The sequence below is a fragment of the Ruegeria sp. YKSF131 genome (assembly GCF_059612645.1).
Genome location: NZ_JBXWQZ010000034.1, coordinates 21,842 through 45,307 on the forward strand (window position 1 = coordinate 21,842; position 23,466 = coordinate 45,307).

Genomic DNA, 23,466 nt, shown 5'->3' on the forward strand with positions numbered 1-23,466 from the left:
CAGATCAAATGCCGAGCTTGCGGGACAGATCAATCATCGCCTGAACGGATTTGCGCGCCTTTTCAGCCACATCTTCGGCGACCTCGACCTGCCCTTCCATCGTGTGCAGGGCGAAGAGGATCTTTTCAAGCGTGATTTTCTTCATATACGGGCACATGTTGCATGGCCCTACAAATTCGACCTCGGGCAATTCATCGGCAATGTTGGATGCCATCGAACACTCGGTGATCAGCATCGCCTTTTTCGGCTTTTCATCATGCACGTATTTGATGATGCCGCTGGTCGAACCGGAATAGTCTGCCTCGGCCACCACATCCGGCGGGCATTCAGGATGCGCAATCAGCCGTGTTCCCGGGTTCCATTCGCGGAAGTCGCGCAGGTCCTGTGCCGTGTATTGTTCGTGCACGATGCAAGAGCCAGGCCAATACACCACGTTCTTGTGGCTTTGATTGGCAACATTTTGCGCCAGATACTGATCCGGTGTCATGATGACCGTATCACTTTCCATGGCGTTCACGATCTGAAGCGCGTTCGAAGAGGTGCAGCAGATATCCGAAGCTGCTTTGACCTCGGCAGTGGTGTTTACATAGGACACAACCGGCGCGCCGGGGTACTTGGCGCGCATTTCATCGATTCCCTCAGCGGTGATCGATTCTGCCAACGAACAACCGGCATCCATGTCGGGCATCAGAACAGTCTTCTGAGGGCTGAGGATCTTTGATGTCTCGGCCATGAAATGAACACCGGCCTGAACGATCACATCTTCTTCGACCTCACTGGCCTTGATCGCAAGCTGCAAACTGTCCCCAACGAAATCGGACACACCGTGAAAAATCTCGGGCGTCATGTAATTGTGCCCAAGGATCACGGCGTTACGTTCTTTCTTGAGCGTATTGATGGCCCGCACGTAAGGCGCGTAGATCGCCCAATCTGGTGGGCTGACCACGCGATCCATGCGGGCAAACGTGTCTTTCATCTCATTGGCCAGAGAGGCCGATGGGGCAAGGTCATAAACGTCCGAAATCACCGAGCGGACATGTGCAATATCGAGCAACGGGTAGCCACCTTTGTCAGTTGCCTTCAACCCCTCGGGGCTGCTGAACGGCTTAGCCCTAGCCGAAACAGTACCGGTTCGAAACCGGAAAATGTGACGTTAGCGCTAAGGCAAACCGACAAAACAAAGGTTGGCGTGGTAGTCAGCCCAAAATGCCCGGCAATCGCAGCCCATGTTCACGCGCGCAGGCTTTCGCGTCCTCGTACCCTGCGTCCGCGTGACGCCAGACACCTGACGCGGGATCATTCCAGAGCACCCGTTCCAATCGCTTGGCCGCGGCATCTGTTCCGTCTGCACAGATGACGACGCCCGCATGCTGGCTGAAGCCCATACCAACCCCGCCACCATGATGCAGCGAAACCCAGGTCGCACCCGACGCCGTATTGACAAGCGCGTTCAGCAGCGGCCAGTCCGAAACAGCATCCGAACCGTCCTTCATCGCCTCGGTCTCGCGGTTGGGTGAGGCAACAGAGCCACTGTCGAGATGGTCTCGGCCGATGACGACCGGAGCTTTCAATTCGCCGTTTCTAACCATCTCGTTGAACGCCAGCCCAGCCTTGTGGCGATCTCCCAGCCCGATCCAGCAGATCCGCGCTGGCAAGCCCTGAAACGCAATACGCTCCTGCGCCATGTCCAACCAGTTGTGCAGATGGGTATTGTCGGGGAACAGTTCCTTCATCTTGGCGTCGGTCTTGTAGATATCTTCAGGGGCACCGGACAACGCACACCAGCGGAAGGGTCCGATACCCCGACAAAACAGCGGGCGAATATAGGCGGGCACGAAGCCGGGGAAGGCAAAGGCGTTCTCCAACCCTTCATCCTGCGCAACCTGTCGGATGTTGTTACCGTAATCCAACGTCGGCACGCCCGCGTTCCAGAAGTCCACCATTGCAGCGACGTGCTGCTTCATCGAAGCACGTGCAGCCTTTTCGACCGCCTTCGGGTCACTTTCGCGCTTGTCTTTCCATTGCGCCATGGTCCAACCAAGCGGCAGGTAGCCATTTACCGGATCGTGGGCACTGGTCTGATCCGTGACAATATCGGGGCGCATCCCGCCAGCTTGCATCCGAGCGTAAATTTCCGGGAAGATTTCAGCGGCATTTCCCAACAGACCAACAGATTTCGCTTCGCCCGCCTTAGTCCAGCGATCAATCAATGCCAGCGCTTCATCCAGCGTCTCGGCTTTCTCGTCCAGATATTTAGTGCGCAAGCGAAAGTCGATGCTGTCCGGGTTGCATTCCACGGCCAGACAACAAGCCCCTGCAAAGACAGCGGCCAGAGGCTGCGCGCCGCCCATTCCACCCAGCCCCCCGGTCAGGATCCACTTACCTGTCAGGTCACCGCCATAATGCTGACGCCCGGCCTCGGCAAAGGTTTCATAAGTGCCCTGCACGATGCCCTGTGTACCAATATAGATCCACGAGCCAGCGGTCATCTGGCCGTACATCATCAGACCTTTCTTATCGAGCTCGTTGAAGTGGTCCCAATTGGCCCAGTGCGGCACAAGGTTCGAGTTTGCAATCAATACGCGGGGTGCATCGCTATGGGTGCGAACAATGGCAACCGGCTTGCCGGACTGGACGACCAGAGTTTCATCCTCTTCCAGATCTTTCAGGCTGGCAACGATGGTGTCAAAATCCTTCCACGTCCGTGCCGCGCGGCCAATCCCGCCATAGACCACCAGCTCATGCGGGTTTTCGGCCACGTCAGGATGCAGGTTATTCATCATCATCCGCAACGGCGCTTCGGTCATCCAGCTTTTGGCGTTCAGTTCAGGTCCGGTGGGTGGAAAGATGTCACGGGTGTTTTTGCGAGGATCGGTCATCGGGCAAGCTCCAATGCTGTGTCATTGAGGACGTCTAGAATGTCTTTCAACCAACGCCGGAGACGGGTGGCTTTGGCGGCGTCAAAAGTCCAGGGTGGCGTTTCTGATGTCAGGTAGGTCGACTGCGCCAGCTCCATCTGGATCGCGTGAATACCGTTATCCGGGCGTCCGTAGTGCCGTGTCGTCCACCCGCCTTTGAAGCGCCCGTTCAAAACGGTGCTGAAAGGGGATGAAGAGGCGAATTCATGTGCAATTGTTTCGATTTCCGGTGCACAGGTCATCCCGTTATTTGTTCCAATGTTCATGTCGGGCAAAACGCCGTCGAACAGAAAAGGAATGTGACTGCGGATTGAGTGGCAATCATACAGCACAGCGATGCCATGGATCGCCTTCACCCTTTCCAGTTCGGCCAGCAAAGCGGCATGATATGGCGCATGAAATGCGTCACGTCGTTCAATGGTATCTTTTTCAGTTGGACGGATGTCCCAGATATCCTGCCCGTCGAAATCCGTAAGCGGCACCAAGGTCGTCGTGTTTTGGCCAGGGTAAAGAGAAGTACCGCCTGGGTCACGATTGGCATCGATCACATAGCGATGAAAGGCGGCCCGCACCGTGGTAGCACCGGGCAAAAGCCCGTCGTAGAGCATGTGGATGTGCCAATCCGTATCTGTCAGCGCCCGACCCCGAGCATTCAGTTTGGCATCAATCGCCGCAGGCACATAAGTGCCCGTGTGAGGCAGGCCCAAAACAATTGGACTACCACCCTGAACAACCTCGACCGGAGCAGTCATGCGCCAAGCTCTGGCATGGCCACACCGGTGCTTTCGGCAATCTCACCGCTTGCAATAAGGGCCGAGGCTGCTTCGATGTCATTTGCCATGTATCTGTCATCTTCTAACGCCGGTACAACCGAACGCAGGCGCGCCATGACACCTTGAAGGCTTTCACTGGTTGGCAGCGGCGCGCGATATTCAACCCCTTGCGTTGCACACAGCAACTCGACCCCAAGGATACGCTCCAGATTGGTCACCATTTGCCCCAGCCGCCGCGCACCATGTGCGGCCATTGACACGTGATCCTCCTGATTGGCCGAAGTTGGTGTTGAATCTGTGACGCAAGGATTGGCCAGATGCTTGTTTTCGCTCATCAGCGCGGCTGTCGTGACTTCGGCAATCATCAGGCCAGAGTTCAAACCGGGGTTGGGTGTCAAAAAGGGAGGCAAATCAAAGCTGAGTACTGGATCGACGATCAGCGCGATACGCCGCTGCGCAATCGCCCCGATCTCGGCCACTGCCAGAGCAATCATGTCGGCGGCAAACCCGACCGGTTCTGCATGAAAGTTTCCACCTGATACGATCAACCCGGCCTCGGCCAGAACCAGAGGGTTATCGGTGGCGGCGTTGGCCTCGGTTTCCAGGGTTACTGAAGCCTGACGCAGCACATCCATCGCGGCGCCAACAACCTGCGGTTGGCAGCGGATGCAGTACGGGTCCTGAACCCGCGTATCACCGTCCCGGTGGCTTTCGCGAATGACCGACCCAGTCAGTAGCGCGCGCATGGTTGCGCCCGCTTCGATCTGGCCCCGGTGACCACGCAAGGCGTGTATTTCGGGTTGCAACGGCGCGGTAGACCCCATGATCGCATCCGTTGTCAGGGCAGAAGTGACCAAAGCGCTTCGCGCCGCCCGCCACGCGCCGAATAGCCCCGCCAGCGCAAACGCCGTCGAGAATTGTGTGCCGTTGATCAGTGCCAGCCCTTCTTTGGGACCAAGTTCGACCGGGGTCAAACCTGCCGCTGCCAGTGCGTCGCCGCCAGGCATGGCTGTACCGCCAAACTCAGCTTCACCCTCGCCCATCATGACGGCTGCCATGTGCGACAGTGGTGCCAGATCGCCCGAAGCACCAACAGACCCCTGTGCCGGGATCACCGGTGTCACGCCTGCGACAAGCATCGCTTCCAGCAGGTCAATCAGCTCCAACCGCACACCCGACGCGCCACGTCCGAGGCTGAGCAGTTTGAGCGCCATCATGAGCCGCGCAACAGCACGCGGGATCGCTGGTCCAACGCCACAGCAATGGGACAAGATCAGGTTGCGTTGCAGCGTCGCGGTATCCTCGGCCGCGATCTTAACGCTTGCCAGTTTTCCAAAACCCGTATTAACCCCGTAAACGGCGGCTTGACCAGTCGCCGCCTCAATAATGCGAGCGTGCGCCGAGGCTATGGCAGGCCTGCAAACCGGGTCCAGCCGAACGGCGCATTCCTGGCGGAATACCTGTTCCAGCTGCGCCAGAGATACAGCACCGGGAGTTAACGTCAGAGTGGTCAAAATGCGCCTCCGAATATGCGGGCGTGAAGGGGATTAAAACCGATGCGGTAGGCAAGCTCGGCCGGGTGGGTGACATTCCAGACGGCCAGATCCGCCCGCAGGCCCTGAACGATCCTGCCGCAGTCTCTCAGGCCCAGTGCACGCGCGGCATTCACGGTGACACCTTTCAAAGCTTCCTCAGGTGTCATTCGAAACAAAGTGCACCCCATGTTCATTGCAAGCAAAAGCGATGTCATCGGAGCCGAACCCGGGTTGCAGTCGGTCGCAAGGGCCATTGGCACCTCGTACTTGCGCAACAGGTCAACAGGCGGTTGTTGCGTCTCGCGCAGGGTGTAGAAAGCCCCAGGCAGGATCACGGCCACCGTGCCTGCCGCTTCTATGGCTTTGACACCGCTTTCGTCCAAATACTCGATATGGTCGGCAGAAAGCGCACCATAGCTTGCAGCAAGTTTCGCGCCACCCAGGTTGGACAGTTGTTCGGCATGCAATTTGACCGGCAGTCCTAGTTCCTTGGCAACGTCAAACAGTGGCACCAGTTGGTCGGGCAGGAAGGCAATCCCTTCGCAAAATGCGTCAACTGCGTCTACCAAACCCTCGGCATGAGCCGCGCGAAGCGTCGGAATGCAAATCTCAGCAATGTACGCCTCGGGCCGGTCTTTATACTCGGCGGGTACAGCATGAGCGCCCAGAAAGCTGGTCGCTATGCGCACCGGGCGGCTTTCCTGCAGGGCCCGCGCGGCGCGCAGCATGGTCAACTCAGTTTCTTGATCCAGCCCATAGCCCGATTTGACTTCGATCACCGAGACCCCTTCGGCGATCATCGCGTCCACGCGCGGCAGAGCCTGCGCGATCAAATCCTCTTTACTGGCCGCACGTGTGGCTTTCACGGTCGAAATGATCCCTCCGCCTGCGCGGGCCACCTCTTCATAGCTGGCACCGTTAAGGCGCATCTCGAACTCAGCCGCGCGGTCGCCGCCATGCACCACATGGGTATGGCAATCGATCAGAGCCGGCGTCACCAGCCGCCCGTCCAGCGAGGTTGGAGAGAACGTCGCGTATTCTTCCGGTAACTGCGTCTTCGGACCGACCCATGCAATCCGGTCGCCACGCACGACAATCGCCGCGTCTTCGACCAATCCGTATGCATCCGAACCAACCATGGTAGCGGCGTGCAGATCTGTGAACAGATGATCGTGGGTTTGCATTCGAATCCCTCTTCGGTGCAATTCTCTCTTTTCTGGTACAGGTCTTTATGGCATATGTCTATTCATAAAACCGGAGGTAGGAATGACGGTCATATTCGCAAAACGGGCCTTTCTGGCAGCCGGCTGGGCAGAAAACCTGCGAGTCGAGATCAAGAATGGTCGTATCGCGCATCTGACAACCGACGCGGTCGCGCAAAACGGCGACACCTGCGTTGACACTCTCCTGCCCGCTTTGGGCAACCTTCACAGCCATGCCTTTCAGCGCGCCATGGCGGGAATGACCGAATATCGGCTGGCTGGCCGTGACAGTTTCTGGACTTGGCGCGATCTGATGTATCGTTTCACAGCCCACCTGAGCCCTGACCAAATTCAGGCCATCGCCGCGCAAGTCTATGTCGAGATGCAGGAGGCCGGGTACGCGTCGGTCGGGGAATTCCATTATCTGCACCACCAACCGGACGGGCAACCCTATGACAGGCTTTGCGAACTCAGCGACCGGATCATGGCCGCCGCCGCCGAGACCGGAATTGGCCTGACCCATCTGCCCGTGCTCTACAGCTATGCAGGAGTTGGAGAAAAACCGCTGGAGGCCGGGCAGCGACGCTTTGGCAATGATGTGGGCCGTTTTTGCGAACTTGTCGCTCAGGCGCGGGAAGCGCTCGGCAATCTTCCCGACGACTGTCGCGTCGGCATCGCGCCACATTCACTGCGCGCCACGTGTCCGCGCGATATGGCGCAGGTGGTGGCATCACAAAATTCCGGTCCGATCCATATCCACATTGCTGAACAACCCAGAGAGGTTGAGGAAGTGCAGGCTGGCCTTGGCGCGCGTCCGGTCGAATGGCTGCTGGATAATGCCCCGGTTGATTCCAACTGGTGCCTGATCCACGCAACCCATATGACCGACGAAGAGACTCGCGCCATGGCCCACAGCAATGCCGTTGCCGGTCTGTGCCCGGTGACAGAAGCCAACCTGGGCGATGGGCCTTTCAATGGCCCTGTCTATTTGAATGCAGGCGGCGCTTTTGGCGTGGGATCAGACTCCAACGTGTTGATTTCCATGACCGAAGAGCTCCGCACACTCGAATATTCGCAACGACTGCGCGACCTGTCACGTAACGTGCTGGTGGTTGGTGAAGGTTCTGTCGGACAAACCCTTTACCGCGGCGCAGCTATTGGCGGCGCGCAGGCGCTAGGCCGCAATGCGGGGCAAATTGCCGAAGGAATGCTGGCTGATCTTGTCGCCATTGACAGCCAAGCCCCTGCCCTTTGCGCATTACAGCCCCAGCAGTTGCTGGATGGTCTTGTCTTTGCCGCCAAAGATAATGTCGTTACTGATCTTTGGTCCGCAGGCCGACATCAGGTTCAAAACGGGCGTCACTTCCTGCGGGACAAGGTCGCGCGTAACTACAAACGGGCAATAGGTGAGCTTCTGGCTGAGCTTTAGCTGGGGGCCTTATTGAAACTCACGCGAAGGATCTTGGCACCAGCAGCGGGCCTGACCGTAACGGCGGCGTTCAGCGTCATTGCGTCTCCGGCCACCAGAGGCGTTTTGTCTGACATATGGGCCATTCCCGAGGCGACAAAGATAAACTCGCCCGCCGCCCCCTCGAATTCCTGATCATTTGCAAAAACGTTCACTACCACAACGACGTCCTTTGGATCGTAGATCACATTGAACGCACGACACGGCCCGTCCAACAGCCGCGCATTCAGCGCGAGCGCCCCGTCGAACGAAAGCGGCAGCAAAGGGCGTGCCGTTAAAACGCCGCTATCGCCGAGCAAATCAAGCCCTGCCCCTTCGATGATCGTGTGTACGCGCGACATCCCTGGAAATCGGGAAAATGGCCCATCCCGATCGATCCGGGCCACACTAATACGCCAGGCGACGTGCTCGCCGACCCGCTTCGCGGCAAGTTCGGTAGTTACACCGCCACCATTGGCCCATGGCGTAACCGCGCAATCCTGCAATCTGATAAGGTTCTGGGTCAAATTCTTTGCATCTCACCGTTAACCTAGACATAATACTAATAAGTTCAAAAAATATAGTGAGCACAATGTGAACGAGCAGAAAAACGTCGGCTTCCAGGATGTCCGCGATGAAGTTTTGAATCGCATCCAGACCAGAATCTGGCCGCAAGGCAGCTTGCTGCCTACCGAACTGGAGCTTGCCGCCGAGTTCGGTTGTGCTCGTGCAACTGTCAATCGCGCTCTGCGTGAACTTGCTGATCAGGGTATTGTCACACGGAAACGCAAAGGCGGCACGCGTGTGGTCACAACACCGGTCAAACAAGCCCGACTGCCTATTGCGGTAGTCCGGCAAACCATTGAAGATATGAATGCCGAATACCGATATGCGTTGGTCAACCGTACGCTGATAGATTGTCCGGCATGGCTGCAAGCCAAACTCGGACTGCCCGAGGGTACGCAAATTCTGCATTTGCGCTGTATGCACCATGCCGACAACCGCCCCTTCCAGTACGAGGAACGATGGATCAATACCGCCGCAGTACCGCACGTCATGGATGAAGACTTTCTGACCACCGGTCCTAACGAATGGTTGCTGGCCGAGGTTCCTTTTTCGAACGCGGAAATTGCATTCTCAGCTGTTCCGGCAACCGGTCCGCTTCAGGATTTTCTTTCCGTTCCGCCCGGCACCCCTTTGTTCCAGTTGGAGCGGACAACGTGGTTTCGAAAAACCCCGGTCACCTTTGTGCGCATGACCTTTCATCAGGGTTATCAAATGCGGACTACGTACTGAGGCCGTATTCGTTATTGGTGATCCCGCCGAATGCCAAAATCTCGATCCGCTACCCCCGCTTGTTTCAAGTACGCACTACATCAAGTGCATGTGCATTCGGGTGGCCAGACTGCCCAGAACCCAGATGGTGCCAAGGATCATGATCATCAGAACCAATGTCGAAAACAGCACCAGGTGCAGATCTTCGCGGCTGCTGCGCCGACGGTCGATATGTAGGAAGTAGACAAGCTGCAACACAAGCTGTGCCAATCCAAGCAACCCGATGGTCAGGTAAACACCAACCGTTTCAATCCCATAAACCTGCGCCACGCCAAACATCGCCAAGGTCAGCAACAGCGAGCCACCATACCCGATCACATAGCGCCGACGCTCGCGACGATGCATTTCAGAGCGCTTATCCATAGGTCAGACCTCCGAAATACACGATGGTAATGATCCCAATCCAGATCAGATCGAGAAAATGCCAGAACAACGCCAGTCGCACCACGCGCGAGATAACCACATCCGTCATACCCTTGACGCGCAGCTGGATACCCAAAACGATCAACCAAAGGCATCCAGTCGCAACGTGCAGACCATGCAGTGGGACCAACCCGAAAAAAGCCGACAGAAAACCGCTGCGCTGCGGAATGCCGCCTTTATCCGCCATAGCCATGAAGTCACGCACTTCAAGCACCAGAAAACCAAGCCCAAGCGCAAGAGTGACGCCAAACCATAAGACAATGCGACCGCGCGGCAGATTGTACTTCAACGCCAGCATGGCAAGACCCACTGTCAGGCTGCTGGTCAACAGTATCATGGTCTGCGCAAAGACACTTTTCAGATCAAACAACTCGTGCGGGCCGGGGCCACCTGCCTGCGCATCGATCATCGTTATGTAAATCGCAAACATCAGGCCAAAATAGACCAGATCGCTCATCAAGAAGACCCAGAACCCAAAGGTGACAACCTCGGTTGCCTTGTGGGCACTGGCGTGATGTTCCCCTAGATTGATACCGGGATAGCTGTGAGTGGGCGCGCGCTTCATGTCGCCACCTCCAGATCCGGGCGGGCAAGGCCGCGGTTTTCCGGAGAAGTTTCATAATCGCGATCAACCGCCGCTTCGCTGTGGACCAATGCCAGCCAGGCTTCGTGGTCCCTTCGCACCTCTTCCGCTGGGATGGTGAGTTCTGTACTGTCATCGAATGTCCAGATGATCACCACAAGGATCATCAAAACCGTCATTAACGCCGCAAGCCACCAGATCCACCAGACCAGCGCAAACATCCATATGCCACTGAGAACGCACAGAACAAAGCCAATTCCCGTGTTTCGGGGCAGTTCGATATCTTCATAAGCGTCTGGTGTTGGATAGGCCGTTCCTTTTGCCTTCTGTGCCGTGAACTCATCCCGATCCGAAACCTTGGGGATGATCGCAAAGTTATAAGCGGGAGGCGGTGAAGGGATAGACCATTCCAATGTGCGACCATCCCAGGGATCCCCAACCGGAACACGGGTTTGGTCGCGGTCACGAATGCTGACCCATAGCTGGATCAGGATCGAGAACAATCCACAAGTAATAACAATCGCTCCGATGATGGCCACGATCATGAAAGGGTGGAAAGACGGATCGCTATAGCTGAAAGATCGGCGCGGCATGCCCAACAGCCCGACGAAGTAGAGAGGCATGAATGTCAGCAAAAACCCCCCGGTCCAGCAATAAACAGAAACCCGGCCCCAGAATTCGTTCAGTCGGAATCCAAAGGCCTTGGGGAACCAGTAATTGTATGCCGCCAACAATCCGAACAACACGCCAGGCAATAACGCGTTGTGGAAATGAGCTACCAAAAACAGCGTATTGTGAACCTGGTAGTCTACGGTTGGATTTGCCAGGATCACGCCGCTCAGCCCGCCGATGGCAAACAGCATCAAAAATGACAACCCATAAAGCATCGGCACCGAGAACCGAATGCGTCCCCGCCACAACGTCGCCATCCAGTCATAGACTTTCACGCCGGTTGGGATGGCAATCAGCATGGTCGCGATACCAAACACCGCGTTGATCAGCGCGCTTTGACCCATGGTGAAAAAGTGGTGCAGCCAGACTGTGAACGACAACACGGCGATCGACATGGTCGCGATGACAAGCGAGTTGTAGCCATAAAGCCGTTTGGCCGAGAAGGTCGCAAACACCTCGGAATAGATGCCATAAGCAGGCAAAACCAGCAGGTAAACCTCGGGGTGGCCGAACAGCCAAAACAGATTGGCATAGTTCATCATGTTGCCACCGAGGTCGTTTGTGAAAAAGTGGAAATCAAGATAGCGATCAGCGGCAAGCATCAGCGCGGCGACACTCAAAGGCGGCATAGCAAAGACGATCAAGATCGAACTGCAAATGATTGTCCAGCAATACATCGGCAGCCGCATGAACGTCATGCCCGGCGCGCGCAACTTGTAGATCGTTACAGCAAAATTGATACCGGTCAGTGAGGTGCCAATGCCCGAAACAACGATTGCCCAGATCCAGTAATCCGGTCCAACACCGGGATTGAACGCCGCGCCGGTATACGGTGGATAGGCTGTCCAGCCGCCGGTCGAAAACTCTCCAATCACCAGCGACACCATCAGCATCATGCCTGACGAAACCGTAAGGCCCAGACTAATCTGGTTTAGTCGCGGGAATGCCACATCGCGCGCGCCGATCATCAGCGGGACAATGTAATTCGCAACACCAAAGACAAAGGGAACGGCAACAAAGAAGACCATGATTGTGCCGTGAGTGCTGAAAAGCTCGGCAAAATGTTCGGCTTCGAGGAAACCGTCGCCGGGCCCGGAAGCCTGCTGCGCGCGCATGACAACGCCTTCAAGCACACCGCGTGCCAGCATCACGATGGCAAAGACGATATACATGACACCGATCTTCTTGTGATCGACGCTGGTCAGCCAATCGCGCCACAGGGGTGTCCACAGACGAAACCAGCTCAGCAATCCTACGACAACAACAACGCCAATAATCACAACAGCTGCGGCTGTATTGGCCACGATCTCATTAGTATTTGGGTTCTGGATCAACCCGGCAATCGGAAAAGCGTCCCAACTCAGACGCCCGAAGAAACCTGTCTCGGTCGGCGTCATTTTTGCGCCTCCTGCCCAAATGATGCAGTTCCAGGCTGTAGCTCGATCGGTAAAGGCTGACCGCTGTGGTAGCGGCTCAGGATACTCCGGAACAGGTCGTCTTCTATTGAGAAGTAGAGCGCATCATCCGGCATCCGAGATGTTCCCAAAGCGGCCTGTACTTCATCCCTGTCAGTCCGCATGGCCAGTTTCCGATACGTTTCCTTGTCTAGTTGAATGCTGTTGTTACGCACTTCTTCGACCCAAGTGGCGAAATCCTCACCACTCATTGCGATGGTGCGGAACTTCTGCTTGGTAAAGCCCCGTCCGTTGTACTGAGTGTTTTCACCTTGCATCACTTCCGGCGCATCCGCGACAAGATGTAACTGGGTGGTCATGCCCGGCATCGCATAAATTTGCCCAGCCAGCGCGGGTATCATAAAAGACTGCATTACGGTATCGGTCGTCAGCGTCAATGCAATTTGCCGCTTTGTCGGAATTCCAAACTCTCCCACTGTGGCGATCCCGAGATCTGGGTACAGAAACAGCCATTTCCAATCCAGACCGACAACCTGAACCCGCAGCGCCGGATCCTCACCAAACGGTGCCGAATACGGGTCAAGCCGATGCGTCGCCTTCCAAAGATAAAAGGACAGCAGGGCCACGATTATTACAGGTAAGCCCCACATGACAAATTCCAGCTTGGCCGAGAAATCCCAATCCGGTGCGTAAGGCGCAATGCGGTTGCTTCGGCGGCGATACCGAAACGCTATTATCGGGACCAGCACCAATACCGGGATAACGGCCAGCAGGATCAATACGGTCGCGCGAAGCAAATGCGTCTTCTGAACTGCCGCTAATGGGCCTTGCGGGTCCATAAAGCTGTCGCTGGCCAAAGCTGGTTGCGCCGAAGCGATCAACAGGAACACAGCGGCAAGTCTGAGCAAGGATGGATTGGACGAAACGACTTGTGCCACAGCTGACTGTCCTCTCCTCATCTCGATCCCATCCAACTATCGGCAAGTGGGTGAAATTTCTCAAGAGTTTTCCGAACCACAAATTGCCATCCTCAGCTTTCTTTCAACTTTGGGTATAAACAGCGACGGGTCGCGCGGCATCTTCCCGTTGACTTGCAAGGCCAGTCGGGACAGAAAAATCGTCAATGCGTACTTTGCTTGTCACTCTAGGATTGATCCTTCTGTCCCAGACCGCACTGGCACAGGATCGTGCAGCAATTGAACGCCAGTTTCAGTCGTGGCTGTTGGAGACGATCTGGCCCAAGGCGCAGGCCAAAGGTGTTTCACGCAACACACTGCAACAGGCGTTTTCCGGTGTTACTCTGAACTGGGACCTGCCGGATCTGGTTCCGCCCGGACATAAACGCAAAACGCCCAAGGCGCAAAAACAAGCCGAATTTGGCTCGCCCAGCCGGTATTTCAATACGGGGTCAATTCAGGGTGCAACGTCTGTCGGGCGCAGGATGGCAAAGCAACACTCTGCGATTCTTGCCAAAGTCGAAAGCAATACTGGCGTTCCTGCTCGTATCATTCTGGCAATCTGGGGCAGAGAAAGCGGCTATGGGCAGGTGCCAATCCGCCATGATGCGTTCAGGGTTCTGTCGACCAAGGCATTCATGAGCACACGCGCGGAATACTTCACGGCCGAGCTTATCGCAGCTCTGCAAATCGCAGAAGCGGGGCCCCTGCCAGCCCGGCAAATGAAAAGCAGTTGGGCAGGCGCGTTAGGGCAACCCCAGTTCATGCCATCAAGCTATTTGGATTACGCCGCAGATGGCAACGGCGATGGACAGGTCGATATCTGGGGGTCATCCGATGATACAATCACTTCGATTGGCAACTACCTGAAAAAGCACGGCTGGATCGCCGGGCGTGACTGGGGTTTCGAAGTGTCTGTGCCGGCAACCGTTTCATGTACATTGGAAGGACCCGACCAGGGGCAGTCAATTCAGCAGTGGGAAGCGATGGGCATAAACCGGGTCTCTGGCAAACCTTTTCCAGCCCACGAGATGAAGGGGGTAGGTTACCTGATGATGCCAGCAGGACGATTTGGTCCTGCTTTTCTTGTCACTCCGAATTTTTACGTTCTGAAGGAATACAACAAAAGTGATCTGTATGCTTTGTTCGTCGGCCATGTCGGTGACAGAATCCAATTTGGAAGCGACGATTTTGCAGGGCGGTGGGGCAAGGTCGGCGGTTTGTACCGTTCTGACATCGCAAAGATGCAGGGCGCGCTGGAAAGCTTGGGGTACGATGTCGGAGGCGTTGACGGCTTGCCAGGTTTCAAAACCCGCCGATCAATAGGCAGATGGCAGGAAACGATGGGTGTTGCACCTACCTGCTTTCCTGAAGCCTCGATGACAACGAAACTGGCCCGATAAGGCACCAAGCATGCGTTGAACGGTCGCTCTCGACTTGCTGAAGCATCTTATCGCCGGTCGCAACAGACCGCATTTATCATCAATCTTAATGATTTCGACCATATTGTTGCTCTTTCAAAAACGGACTTGATGCGTCAGATCATGTATTTCCAAGAAGCTCGGATGTTTGCCGACGGGTTACTTGTGCCCTTAAGACACGTTACTTGACGCAACTTGCGACTAAGTGAGCCGTGTTAATTCCAGTTAAGTAATCCCTTCCATCTGAGTTCTTTTTGACCGCGCAGTCCAAAACTACTTGTCATAACAAGGCGATATGCCCATCCAAAGAAAGGCACGCGGAACTCCGTTCGGGGGCTTTTCAAGGCAAGTGATGCTGCTCCAAAATATCAACTTTCCGTGATCGACAAATCGTCGCCAGATTTTTGGCACAGAGTTGTAAGGGAAGGGTCGCTGGGAACTGTCGTTCGGGCCTTGTATACAGGAAACAACGGAGTCGGCTTTTGACTCGTCTGGACCAAGGTGGCACGATTTGGTCAATAACAGCCGGCACACTGGGCATGATTGATTGACACGGTTTTGAAGACTAAGAGGACATTCCGGATGTTTTCTGTTTTACCGGCCAAGTTTTGATTTGAGAGGCACCATGACACGCAAAGTCACCAAAGCAGTTTTTCCAGTGGCGGGAATGGGAACCCGGTTTTTGCCGGCAACCAAGTCCGTTCCGAAAGAGATAATGACGTTGGTGGACCGCCCCCTGGTGCAATATGCAATCGATGAAGCCCGCGCCGCTGGGATCAAAGAGTTCATCTTTGTGACGTCTCGCGGGAAATCCGCGCTTGAAGATTACTTTGACCATAACCTCGTCCTCGAACAGGAACTAATGGCCAAAGGGAAAAACAAGCTTCTCGATATCCTGAACAAGACCAATATGGAAAGCGGCGCGATCGCCTATATCCGCCAACACAAAGCCTTGGGTCTGGGCCACGCCGTTTGGTGCGCGCGCCGCTTGATAGGCGATGAACCTTTTGCCGTTATGTTGCCTGACGATGTGATTGCTGCAGACAAACCATGTCTGCAACAAATGGTCGAAGCCTATGAGGAAACGGGCGGCAACATGGTGGCAACGATGGAGGTTCCGCCAGAAAAGACAAGTTCGTATGGCGTGCTGGATGTTGTCGACAGTATCGGCCCGGTCATTCCGGCCAAGAGCATGGTTGAAAAGCCTGAACCATCGAAAGCGCCATCCAATTTGGCCGTTATCGGGCGCTATATTCTTCGACCTTCCGTGTTAAACAACCTGAACGCAATGAAAACCGGAAGCGGCGGTGAAATCCAACTGACTGATGCAATCGCCGAAGATATCGCATCCGGCGTGCCCGTTTTTGGCTACAAGTTCGACGGGCAGCGTTTCGACTGCGGCTCAAAATCCGGTTTTCTGCAAGCAACCGTTTCCTTTGCCCTTGCCCGTGACGACCTGCGTGATGACCTGAGCCAGTATCTGAATGACATCGTTGCAACTGGAAAAGCGGCCCAGTAGCCAAGGGATCACTCATTCCACAAAAAGAACTGAAAAATATCGTTGGTCATCAGCAATTCAGGGGCACGCGCATGAACAGAACGGTCTATCCAGTCATCCTGTGTGGTGGTTCAGGAACGCGTTTGTGGCCCCTGTCGCGCAAAAGCTATCCCAAGCAATTCGTCCCACTTGTCGGCAAAACCAGTCTTTTACAAGATTGTGCCGACCGGATGCTTGGGCCCTCGCATGCGCCCTATGCCAAACCACTGGTTCTAACCAACGATGCCTTTCGGTTTATTGTCCCTGAACAGTTGACAGCTGTGGGGATCGCCCCCGGCCCGATCCTGATTGAGCCTGAAGGGCGCAACACGGCCCCTGCCGTACTGGCGGCTGCGTTGTACCTTGCCTTACGTGATCCGGATGCCATCATGCTGGTTGCACCTTCAGATCATGTGCTTCCAAACAAGGCGGCTTTTCATCAGGCAGTCGACATAGGCGTGCGCGCAATTGCCGAACGAGGCGATCTGGTGACATTTGGCATCACGCCCACTCGGCCCGAAACCGGGTATGGCTACTTAAAGCTGAACGACGCCCCAGACGCGTCCGAGGGTGCAGTTCGCCTGGATCGGTTCGTGGAGAAACCGGATCTGGAAGCGGCGCAGGCGATGGTGAAAGATGGCAGTTACCTGTGGAACTCCGGCATCTTCCTGTTTGCGGCACGTGACATCGTTGCCGCATATGAAAAGTACGCTAGCACCCTTGTTGCACCTGTCCAAAAGGCCGTCGACAGCGCAAAGACAGATTTGGGGTTCCTGAGATTGGATCCTTCAGCTTGGGCTGACGTCGATGACATATCGATCGACTATGCGGTCATGGAAAAAGCTCCCAACCTCAGCGTGGTTCCCTATTCCGCAGGTTGGTCTGATGTTGGCAGTTGGACGGCTGTTCAAGAATTGTCAGATCCTGATGAAAATGACATAGCGACACATGGGGAAGTAACCACAATCGACTGCCGCAACGTTCTGATACGATCAGAATCGCCAGCGCAGGAAGTGGTGGCAATGGGGCTTGAGAACGTTATCGCAGTTGCGATGCCAGATGCTGTGCTGGTTGCCAGCATGGATAAAGCCCAGGACGTCAAGCAGGCTGTTGCTGCCTTAAAGGCAAAAGGGGCCAAACAGGCAGATACGCTTCCGGTCGATCACCGCCCCTGGGGCTGGTTTGAGAGCCTCGTGATCGGTGACAGATTTCAGGTCAAGCGAATCCATGTGCATCCGGGCGCAGCGCTCAGCCTGCAGTCCCATCACCACCGGTCCGAGCATTGGATTGTGGTAGAGGGCACCGCCAAGGTCACAATCGATGATCAGGAACGGTTGGTCAGTGAAAACCAGTCAGTCTATATCCCGCTGGGTGCTGTGCACCGGATGGAGAACCCTGGCAAGGTGCCCATGGTATTGATCGAAGTGCAGACCGGCACCTATTTAGGCGAAGATGACATCATTCGATATGAAGACATTTATGCCCGGGATTAAGCGGCGACATAGTTCTCCACAGGCCATACTCGGGTCGGCTTATCCCCGGAGATACTCAGGTTAACAGATCATTTCCTGTGCGGTCGGCCAGGTCAGACGAGATTGACGCGCCTTACGGCAGGGTGGCGCGCAACCGATTTTCGGACCGACAGCCACAGGAGGCCCCCCCGTGTCACAGATCTCACCCAGACTGCACCTGCCTTTTCTGCAACCTTCGCAGGCCCAAAAACACGTCATCCACAATGAAGCACTGCGACAGCTTGATCTGGTCGTTCAACTTTCAGTACAGACGACCAATGCCAGCACCCCGCCCGTAGTCCCCGAGCAGGGCGATATCTATGCTCTGGGCGCCACCCCCACCGGGGACTGGGCCGGACATGCAAGAGAGCTTGCCGCATGGCTGGACAACGCCTGGCATTTCTTGACCCCGTATGCGGGCTGGCGTGCCTGGGACGAAGCCACTGGTGAACTGAAGTTCTGGAATGGGTCTGACTGGCTGCCCTTGCCCGTCAATACTCAGAACCTGGATGGTATCGGGGTGGCGACAAGTTCGGACGTTACGAATCGCTTGTCTGTCCGAAGCCCGGCCACGCTTCTGAGCCACGAGGGCGGCGGGCATCAGCTGAAGATCAACAAGGCGGGTGCCAGCGATACGGCATCGCTGGTGTTTCAGTCGAACTGGACCGGCCACGCTGAAATGGGGTTATCCGGAAGTACGGGGTTCTCAATTAAAGTGTCCCCTGACGGAGGTACCTGGACGGAAGCTCTGACTTTTGACCCTACGACCGGAACAGCGGCTGGTGCAGCTATTCAGGGTAATATGACGGATACCACTCCGGGTCGCCTGATGCGTGCCGACTACGGCTATGGGCCGGGCAACCTTCTGGGGGCGGTATCAGAAGTTGGCGGCACACCAACCGGTGCTGTCATAGAGCGCGGAAGTAATGCCAGTGGCGATTTCACGCGTTTTGCTGATGGAACCATGATTTGCACCGCCGTGTTGCTTCCTGTCGCATGTACGACCGCTGAAGGCGCATTATTCGCAAGCGCTGCAATGACGTGGGACTACCCAGCGCCATTTTCCTCTGCGCCAAGCGTTAGTGGCAGCGCTGGAGCTAATAATCGCTTCATCGGGTTTGATGTGCCCGGAAACACTCAAGTTACCTGCAAAGCCCTCTCCTCAACTTCGGATGCAGTCGCTTTTTCACCAAGTGTCATCGCCATAGGGCGCTGGTTCTGAGTACAGCTGCCGCCTGAACTGTGGTTCAGGCGGTTTTTTTGTGTAGTCGACCCATTTCTTTAGCAATCACCGATTTCATTGGACCCGCCACAGACGCCTTGCTCCGGGCGAAAAGCGAGCGACGCAACACCACACGCCTGGTGGCTGTTTATTACTGATCCATGCCCAGAATTGTATCTTCTCAGCTGACAATGGCCGTGATTCAACAGTTTCTGCGCTGCACGACGGACTTTAGAAACTCCTTTCCAGCACTTATTGCCTCAAAAACAACAAGAAAACGTGGGAACTCAACAGCCATACCTGTAAATCATTGAAACCGGCCCTGGATTCTTCGATTGTGCCCGCGCCGTTGATAGTAATTGGTAAAAAAGGATTTGGCAGATGCGCATTGCAATGATCGGCACAGGTTATGTGGGCCTTGTGTCCGGTGTGTGTTTCTCGGACTTCGGACATGATGTGATTTGCGTTGATAAGGCTGAGCAGAAGATCGATATGCTCAAAGCCGGACAGGTGCCTATTTATGAACCGGGTCTGGACGTGCTGATGGCACGAAACGTCGTGGCTGGCCGTCTGAGCTTTACAACCGATCTTGCAGCCGCAGTGGACGGCGCGGATGCTATCTTTATTGCAGTTGGAACGCCGACCCGGCGTGGAGACGGCCATGCGGATCTGACCTATGTGATGGCAGCGGCGGAAGAAATCGCTCAGGCTGTCACCGGGTATACCGTTATCGTCACAAAATCGACTGTGCCCGTCGGAACAAACAGAAAAGTGCAGGAAACAGTCAAGGCCGCCAACCCCCAGGCCGAATTTGACGTGGCTTCGAACCCTGAATTTCTTCGCGAAGGCGCGGCAATCGACGATTTCATGCGCCCGGACCGCGTCGTGGTCGGCGTGGAAAACGACCGCGCTGCCGAAGTGATGGCAGAAATATATCGCCCTCTGTATCTGCGCGACTTCCCGATCCTGACCACCGATCTGGAAAGTGCCGAGATGATTAAATACGCCGCCAACGCGTTTTTGGCGACCAAGATCACCTTCATCAATGAAATCGCAGGACTGTGCGAAAAAGTTGGCGCGGATGTTAAAGAAGTTGCGCGCGGCATCGGCCTTGACGGGCGGATCGGCAACAAATTTCTGCATGCAGGACCCGGCTACGGTGGTTCATGTTTTCCAAAAGACACGGCCGCGTTGGCGCGGATCGGGCAGGACCACGCGCATCCAATGCAGATCACCGAGACCGTCATCCGCGTTAATGACGAAATCAAGAAGCGGATGATCGAGAAAATTCGTGACGCATGTGACGATCATTTCAACGGCAAGACCGTGGCAGTTCTGGGTGTTACGTTCAAACCCAACACAGACGATATGCGCGACGCACCATCACTGTCCATCGTCCCCGCCCTAATAGGCGGAGGCGCAAAGGTGCGTGTTGTTGACCCACAGGGAAAATCTGAAGGGGAGGCGCTCTTGCCGGGCGTCGAATGGTGCGACGATCCGTATATCGCCGCGCGGGGCGCGGATGTTGTTGTGCTGCTGACGGAATGGAATGAATTCCGCGCGCTGAACCTTTCCGAAATTGCGGCGTCAATGAAATCAGCCAGGATGGTTGACCTGCGCAACATCTACTCGAAAACTACGGCGCTGAAGTCAGGATTTGACACCTATGTCGGCGTTGGGCGCTGAAAGCGTGCTTCCCGCCGCACGCATCTTCAAGTGGTTGACGGATCATAGTGCGGCAGTCCAGACCCGGTAACGGCCTTGGCCGGTGACTTCACGCACCAGACCTCTCCGGGTGAACAGGTCAAAATTCCGCTGAACCGCCGCGCGCGAAGAAATGGTAAGTTCTTCCGCAAGCGGGGCCGAGACCATGGGCCACGCCGCCAGAGCATCAATCAGACGCGGGGGGGTGCGACCGCTCAAATCATGCGTTGCGTCGCGCGCCTTGCCCTCCCAGGCACTGATCCGGTCGAGGTGCAGCAAGGCCGCAAGAACGGCTTGCCCGGCGCCCAGTATCCAAGACCCTAACTTTTCCGTCGGCCCACCCGTTCCGCGCAACGCACCCGGACCAGACAGCGCCAGTGGCATGAACGTTGCGCCGCCGCGCCCCATCGAAGCCGCGTGCCGCGCTGCGATGATTGCCGCCTCGGTGTCGTGTCCGACGCCCTGCGATATAGCTCGCCAAGCATGAAACGCGATCGCCGATTGTGTTACTGGGTGCAACCTTTCAGCATTCTGCATGACTTCGGCCAGATCAACGATCGCTTCGGGCGTCGCACCAGAGCCCTGAGCCAGACGGTCGAGAAACGCTGTCAACCCGCTTTCCCACCCGCCTGTAGCCGGGCCTGCGCCTGAGCTCAGACGGCGCACGGCCCAACCTGCCCGAAACAGCGCCTGCACGTCATCGTGGGTCGCGCCGATCCTCAGACCCGTCCACAAAGCCAGGCGGTCTACGCTGACCCGATCCCCTGTCCACCACCCCAGATCGGACGTTTCCATAAGTGCCAAACGGTGCGTCCACCCCTCAGGCCCCGAACGCAGCCGCTCATCCAGAGCGCCAAAGGTCAGGGCAAGATCAGCAAGCTCTGCCGACAATTCTGATTGTGCCGAATGCCAATCGCGCGGATCGAACAACGGGCGCTGATCTGATCGGGGACCAGGCAGAAAGAAATCTTCCTCCACGTCCTGGTCCGGGGGCAAAAACCAAGGGTCGTCCTCTTCTGCCGGATCGCCGTCATAGATACTGGCTGGGCCAAGATCATCGACCTCGTCTTCTGGAAGGAGCATGGTTTTCTTCGACGTCATACCCGGCATTCTTCGGGCATTTGCAACTGTTCACAAGGGTTTTCCATCAGCCCGAGAATGTACGGGTCAACACTTCCAGTTCAGCGCTTAAATCCGTATGCGGGGAACTGCCCAACAGCATATATCCATAACCGCCTTGCTCCCACTTTGCAGTTGCCAAACCGCTCAAGACCGATAGTTGGACGTCGGTACTTGGGGCATTCGGTCCTTGGCGAATAACACAGAAGGCAAGTGGTCGACCCTGATCATCAGCAAAAACCACTTGGATCAAGGGCTTGCCTTTGAATGAAAGAACCTGCGCACGCTTCAGCTCCAACCCTGGCAGTGCTTCCAGTATGTCCTGATTCAGCGATCGTCCTAACTCAGCTTCGGCCATTGCAAATTGCTTGGCCAGCGACGCGTCCGAACTGTCCAGCGATGCAATCGTTTCCGGCACGTAAAGTGATTGATAGATCGCGGCCTGCTGGGCCCAGCTTAAACCTGCTGGCCGGGTGGCCCAGAATGTTACGGCGACGGCTGCAAACGCCGCGCTGGCAGCCACCGCAACAAGACGCAGAAACCCGTTAATGCCGGGCCGCGTCGTTTTTTCCGGCAGGTCCACCTTCGGCGCTTCAGCGGGCAGGTTCTCAAAAACGCCCCGAACAACTAGCGCAAACGGATCCAGCGCCATCAGACGATGTTCCAACGTAGCGTCATCTTCAACCGCAGCCTCAATAGCGCGGGTCTGAGCCTCGTCCAGGCTGCCTTCCAGATACGCTAGAAGCGTCTCGTCGGAAAACGTCATTTGCCACTCCGTCGCGCGGTGTCCGCTGCATCAATCTGCATCACGGTTTTAAGTTTCTGCCGGGCATTCGAAAGCCGGCTCATGATCGTGCCAATTGGAACCTCCAACAAGGCAGCTGCTTCGCGATAACTGTACCCCTCAACGAAGACGAGCATTACCGCTTCGCGCTGTGCCTCAGGCAACTGCATCACTTGATTAAACACTTCAGCCGCGAAAATATTCGTTTCTGTGTCTGGTCCCGTTGCAACCAGATCCGCTTCGGGGGTCACCGACAGCGCCTGCGCGTTCCGAACCGACCGCGAACGCAGCTCATTCAGCCAGATCGACCGGCAGATTGTCATCAACCAGCTGTCCAGACGGTTATGCGACGTCACCTGATGATGTCGTTCAAGCGCGCGCAAACATGTGGCCTGCAACAAATCGTCCGCTACATCCGAGGCACCCGATAATGCCAGCGCAAACCGCCAGACACGCTTCGAATGCGTCTGAACCGCATCGCGGACGGCTTGTTCAGAAGTCATCTCAGCTCTCATCGAATGATCGCGACCTGCTTGTGTTTCTCAATCGCGGATCGGACCCGCAAGGGCAGAATTGCCATATTTAGCAGTGAAATGAAACGAAACTCCTGCTCCAAGCAGTCACGTTTGCGTCTGTAATTGTTGCAGCGCCTGTTTCTGCAACCAACTGGGTGTTGGATACTGGCCATTTGCGGCAGTTGTATTGGTTTCGACCAAAGGCATGGTGTTCCAAAGCACATAAGCCGTTCGATTGCGGTTATGGATTGCTTGAGTATTTGGTATTGGTTGCGGGTTTGGTGGTTAGGTCTTATTTAGCGTGTTTGGATGTTGGGATGGGTTGGTCTGCCGCAGGGTTGCATCTGTCCTTTAGGCGCGGCGGGATATGGGGTATCTGGGCGTGCGCACCGTT

General features: G+C 55.9%; 20 protein-coding genes. 7 read left to right on the forward strand and 13 right to left on the reverse strand.

Going from position 1 to position 23,466, the window contains the following annotated elements:
- Nucleotides 1–4: 4 nt before the first annotated feature.
- The 5 genes from nadA to hutI form a co-directional block, all read right to left on the reverse strand.
- A complete protein-coding gene (nadA, locus tag AC2FLZ_RS13485) occupies nucleotides 5–1,054 on the reverse strand; it encodes a quinolinate synthase NadA (protein ID WP_480554871.1) in 1,050 nt (349 codons plus the stop codon).
- Nucleotides 1,055–1,196: 142 nt separating this feature from the next.
- Entirely contained in the window at nucleotides 1,197–2,879 is a 1,683-nt protein-coding gene (gene hutU / locus AC2FLZ_RS13490; RefSeq protein WP_480554870.1) for a urocanate hydratase, read from the reverse strand.
- Entirely contained in the window at nucleotides 2,876–3,670 is a 795-nt protein-coding gene (gene hutG / locus AC2FLZ_RS13495) for an N-formylglutamate deformylase (RefSeq protein WP_496882271.1), read from the reverse strand. The genes hutU and hutG overlap by 4 nt, the downstream gene beginning before the upstream one ends.
- Entirely contained in the window at nucleotides 3,667–5,205 is a 1,539-nt protein-coding gene (gene hutH, locus AC2FLZ_RS13500; RefSeq protein ID WP_496809396.1) for a histidine ammonia-lyase, read from the reverse strand. Before hutH ends, hutG begins: the two co-directional genes overlap by 4 nt.
- Complete coding sequence (hutI, locus tag AC2FLZ_RS13505) at nucleotides 5,202–6,410, reverse strand: imidazolonepropionase (protein ID WP_496716366.1); 1,209 nt, start codon at nucleotides 6,408–6,410, stop codon at nucleotides 5,202–5,204. The genes hutH and hutI overlap by 4 nt, the downstream gene beginning before the upstream one ends.
- Nucleotides 6,411–6,492: 82 nt before the next feature.
- Here hutI and AC2FLZ_RS13510 point away from each other — a divergent pair, with 82 nt between their 5' ends.
- Entirely contained in the window at nucleotides 6,493–7,857 is a 1,365-nt protein-coding gene (locus tag AC2FLZ_RS13510) for a formimidoylglutamate deiminase (protein WP_496716368.1), read from the forward strand.
- Here the strand turns inward: AC2FLZ_RS13510 and AC2FLZ_RS13515 are convergent.
- Nucleotides 7,854–8,402: a HutD/Ves family protein gene (locus AC2FLZ_RS13515; protein ID WP_480625128.1), complete on the reverse strand. Its 549-nt coding sequence runs from the start codon at nucleotides 8,400–8,402 to the stop codon at nucleotides 7,854–7,856. The genes AC2FLZ_RS13510 and AC2FLZ_RS13515 overlap by 4 nt on opposite strands.
- Nucleotides 8,403–8,469: 67 nt before the next feature.
- On the opposite strand from AC2FLZ_RS13515, the gene hutC reads away from it, so the two are divergent.
- Complete coding sequence (gene hutC / locus AC2FLZ_RS13520; RefSeq protein WP_480519774.1) at nucleotides 8,470–9,171, forward strand: histidine utilization transcriptional repressor HutC; 702 nt, start codon at nucleotides 8,470–8,472, stop codon at nucleotides 9,169–9,171.
- A gap of 75 nt (nucleotides 9,172–9,246) precedes the next feature.
- Here hutC and AC2FLZ_RS13525 read toward each other — a convergent pair whose 3' ends face one another.
- From AC2FLZ_RS13525 to AC2FLZ_RS13540, 4 genes are read right to left on the reverse strand one after another with little or no spacing between them, the layout of a single operon-like run.
- Nucleotides 9,247–9,573, reverse strand: a complete 327-nt coding sequence (locus tag AC2FLZ_RS13525) for a cytochrome o ubiquinol oxidase subunit IV (RefSeq protein WP_480554864.1) — start codon at nucleotides 9,571–9,573, stop codon at nucleotides 9,247–9,249.
- On the reverse strand, nucleotides 9,566–10,198 hold the full coding sequence (locus AC2FLZ_RS13530; protein WP_480554863.1) for a cytochrome c oxidase subunit 3: 633 nt from the start codon (nucleotides 10,196–10,198) through the stop codon (nucleotides 9,566–9,568). The genes AC2FLZ_RS13525 and AC2FLZ_RS13530 overlap by 8 nt, the downstream gene beginning before the upstream one ends.
- Nucleotides 10,195–12,285, reverse strand: a complete 2,091-nt coding sequence (locus AC2FLZ_RS13535; protein ID WP_496716439.1) for a cbb3-type cytochrome c oxidase subunit I — start codon at nucleotides 12,283–12,285, stop codon at nucleotides 10,195–10,197. Before AC2FLZ_RS13535 ends, AC2FLZ_RS13530 begins: the two co-directional genes overlap by 4 nt.
- Nucleotides 12,282–13,241 (reverse strand): cytochrome ubiquinol oxidase subunit II family protein, encoded by a 960-nt coding sequence (locus AC2FLZ_RS13540; RefSeq protein WP_496882272.1) that lies wholly within the window; start codon nucleotides 13,239–13,241, stop codon nucleotides 12,282–12,284. The genes AC2FLZ_RS13535 and AC2FLZ_RS13540 overlap by 4 nt, the downstream gene beginning before the upstream one ends.
- A 185-nt stretch (nucleotides 13,242–13,426) precedes the next feature.
- Between AC2FLZ_RS13540 and AC2FLZ_RS13545 the strand changes: the two genes are divergently transcribed.
- From AC2FLZ_RS13545 to AC2FLZ_RS13565, 5 genes are all read left to right on the forward strand, one after another.
- Complete coding sequence (locus AC2FLZ_RS13545) at nucleotides 13,427–14,662, forward strand: lytic murein transglycosylase (protein ID WP_480477029.1); 1,236 nt, start codon at nucleotides 13,427–13,429, stop codon at nucleotides 14,660–14,662.
- A gap of 643 nt (nucleotides 14,663–15,305) precedes the next feature.
- A complete protein-coding gene (galU, locus tag AC2FLZ_RS13550; protein WP_480519762.1) occupies nucleotides 15,306–16,199 on the forward strand; it encodes a UTP--glucose-1-phosphate uridylyltransferase GalU in 894 nt (297 codons plus the stop codon).
- A 71-nt stretch (nucleotides 16,200–16,270) separates the two neighbouring features.
- Nucleotides 16,271–17,710 (forward strand): mannose-1-phosphate guanylyltransferase/mannose-6-phosphate isomerase, encoded by a 1,440-nt coding sequence (locus tag AC2FLZ_RS13555; RefSeq protein ID WP_496809391.1) that lies wholly within the window; start codon nucleotides 16,271–16,273, stop codon nucleotides 17,708–17,710.
- Between the two features lie 169 nt (nucleotides 17,711–17,879).
- Nucleotides 17,880–18,950 (forward strand): DUF2793 domain-containing protein, encoded by a 1,071-nt coding sequence (locus AC2FLZ_RS13560; protein ID WP_480554856.1) that lies wholly within the window; start codon nucleotides 17,880–17,882, stop codon nucleotides 18,948–18,950.
- 381 nt (nucleotides 18,951–19,331) lie between these two features.
- Entirely contained in the window at nucleotides 19,332–20,636 is a 1,305-nt protein-coding gene (locus AC2FLZ_RS13565) for a UDP-glucose dehydrogenase family protein (RefSeq protein WP_480554855.1), read from the forward strand.
- Nucleotides 20,637–20,678: 42 nt separating this feature from the next.
- Here the strand turns inward: AC2FLZ_RS13565 and AC2FLZ_RS13570 are convergent, their stop codons facing one another.
- From AC2FLZ_RS13570 to AC2FLZ_RS13580, 3 genes are all read right to left on the reverse strand, one after another.
- The gene (locus tag AC2FLZ_RS13570; RefSeq protein WP_496882273.1) at nucleotides 20,679–21,737 is read right to left on the reverse strand and encodes a helix-turn-helix domain-containing protein; all 1,059 of its coding nucleotides are present in this window, start codon (nucleotides 21,735–21,737) and stop codon (nucleotides 20,679–20,681) included.
- Nucleotides 21,738–21,801: 64 nt separating this feature from the next.
- Nucleotides 21,802–22,539 carry an anti-sigma factor gene (locus AC2FLZ_RS13575; protein WP_496809389.1) on the reverse strand — a complete coding sequence of 246 codons (738 nt, stop codon included), beginning with the start codon at nucleotides 22,537–22,539 and terminating at the stop codon, nucleotides 21,802–21,804.
- Nucleotides 22,536–23,060, reverse strand: coding sequence for an RNA polymerase sigma factor (locus AC2FLZ_RS13580; RefSeq protein WP_480554851.1), 525 nt, complete (start codon nucleotides 23,058–23,060; stop codon nucleotides 22,536–22,538). The genes AC2FLZ_RS13575 and AC2FLZ_RS13580 overlap by 4 nt, the downstream gene beginning before the upstream one ends.
- Nucleotides 23,061–23,466 lie beyond the last annotated feature (406 nt).

Excerpts from the sequence above, each read along its gene's own strand:
- hutU (WP_480554870.1), bottom strand. The coding sequence starts at position 2,879 with ATGACCGATCCTCGCAAAAACACCCGTGACATCTTTCCACCCACCGGA.
- hutG (WP_496882271.1), bottom strand. The coding sequence starts at position 3,670 with ATGACTGCTCCGGTCGAGGTTGTTCAGGGTGGTAGTCCAATTGTTTTG.
- hutI (WP_496716366.1), bottom strand. The coding sequence starts at position 6,410 with ATGCAAACCCACGATCATCTGTTCACAGATCTGCACGCCGCTACCATG.
- AC2FLZ_RS13510 (WP_496716368.1), top strand. The coding sequence starts at position 6,493 with ATGACGGTCATATTCGCAAAACGGGCCTTTCTGGCAGCCGGCTGGGCA.
- AC2FLZ_RS13525 (WP_480554864.1), bottom strand. The coding sequence starts at position 9,573 with ATGGATAAGCGCTCTGAAATGCATCGTCGCGAGCGTCGGCGCTATGTG.
- AC2FLZ_RS13530 (WP_480554863.1), bottom strand. The coding sequence starts at position 10,198 with ATGAAGCGCGCGCCCACTCACAGCTATCCCGGTATCAATCTAGGGGAA.
- AC2FLZ_RS13535 (WP_496716439.1), bottom strand. The coding sequence starts at position 12,285 with ATGACGCCGACCGAGACAGGTTTCTTCGGGCGTCTGAGTTGGGACGCT.
- AC2FLZ_RS13545 (WP_480477029.1), top strand. The coding sequence starts at position 13,427 with ATGCGTACTTTGCTTGTCACTCTAGGATTGATCCTTCTGTCCCAGACC.
- galU (WP_480519762.1), top strand. The coding sequence starts at position 15,306 with ATGACACGCAAAGTCACCAAAGCAGTTTTTCCAGTGGCGGGAATGGGA.
- AC2FLZ_RS13555 (WP_496809391.1), top strand. The coding sequence starts at position 16,271 with ATGAACAGAACGGTCTATCCAGTCATCCTGTGTGGTGGTTCAGGAACG.
- AC2FLZ_RS13565 (WP_480554855.1), top strand. The coding sequence starts at position 19,332 with ATGCGCATTGCAATGATCGGCACAGGTTATGTGGGCCTTGTGTCCGGT.
- AC2FLZ_RS13570 (WP_496882273.1), bottom strand. The coding sequence starts at position 21,737 with ATGCTCCTTCCAGAAGACGAGGTCGATGATCTTGGCCCAGCCAGTATC.
- AC2FLZ_RS13575 (WP_496809389.1), bottom strand. The coding sequence starts at position 22,539 with ATGACGTTTTCCGACGAGACGCTTCTAGCGTATCTGGAAGGCAGCCTG.
- AC2FLZ_RS13580 (WP_480554851.1), bottom strand. The coding sequence starts at position 23,060 with ATGACTTCTGAACAAGCCGTCCGCGATGCGGTTCAGACGCATTCGAAG.